This window comes from Streptomyces alanosinicus (assembly GCF_014650595.1).
Lineage (GTDB): Bacteria > Actinomycetota > Actinomycetes > Streptomycetales > Streptomycetaceae > Streptomyces > Streptomyces alanosinicus.
In genome coordinates this window covers 1-900 of sequence record NZ_BMVG01000154.1, presented here as the reverse complement: position 1 = coordinate 900, position 900 = coordinate 1, and the positions used below count along the sequence as shown (strand labels likewise).

At 67.1% G+C, this 900-nt stretch carries 2 protein-coding genes; one reads left to right on the top strand and one right to left on the bottom strand.

Translation table 11 applies throughout. The annotated features are described in order from the left end of the window. The coding region (locus IE277_RS46750) for a response regulator transcription factor (RefSeq protein ID WP_189960226.1) at positions 1 to 260 on the top strand (260 nt) is incomplete at its 5' end. 182 nt (positions 261 to 442) lie between these two features. Here IE277_RS46750 and IE277_RS46745 read toward each other — a convergent pair. Next, a partial coding sequence (locus tag IE277_RS46745; protein WP_189960224.1) for an IS5 family transposase occupies positions 443 to 900 on the bottom strand: 458 nt, incomplete at its 5' end.

Sequence of the window (900 nt, the reverse complement as noted above, 5' to 3'; positions counted from 1 at the left end):
GCCGACTCATCGACCGCTACCACACCGGCAACCAACCGAAGGCCACCGCCGCGCGGGCCCTACTGGAGCAGCTCACCCCCCGGGAGCTGGACGTTCTGGCCCTGCTCGCCCAGGGCGAGACCAACGCTGACATCGCCACCCGCCTCACGATGCGGGAAAGCACCGTCAAAGCCCACGTCAGCCGCATCCTCACTGCCCTGGGCGTCACCAACCGCGTCCAGGCCGCCCTCCTGGCCCGCGACGCGGGACTGCCCACCTGATCAAACGAGCAGGTACTGAAGGACGTCGGGGCACTGACCTCATCGACGGCCGGTGACGGACTCACGGTCGCCGAAGCACACGGTGACCAAGACCAGGACCTCGAAGATCCCGGAACCTGCTCCTTCGCCCACCTGTTCACCAGGCCATCGACGCCTATCTGCGCGGCTTCTTAGACGTGGTTTCATTTGGTGAGTCGGCGGTGGCAGATGAGGGCTGCTGCTATACCGATGAAGGCGAGGAAGTGTTCCGATTTTCGCTCGTAGCGGCGGTGCAGGCGTCGGCAGCCGGCCAGCCATGACACGGTCCTCTCGACCACCCAGCGGTGACGGCCGAGCCGCGTGGACGACTCGATGCCCTTGTGGGCGATACGGTGCCGAATGCCTCGTTCACGGAGCCATTTCCGCAGGTGGTCGTAGTCATAGCCCTTGTCGGCGTGGAGCTTGGCGGGGCGTCGGCGGCGGGGCCCGCGGCGGGAGCGGATGGGCAGGATCCCGCGCACGAGCGGCTTCAGCCCGAGGCTGTCGTGCATGTTGGCGCCGGAGATCCCCAGCGACAGGGGCAGTCCGCTCCGGTCCGTGATGAGGTGGATCTTCGATCCCGACTTGCCACGGTCGGTCGGATTCGGTCCGGTCAGTGGCC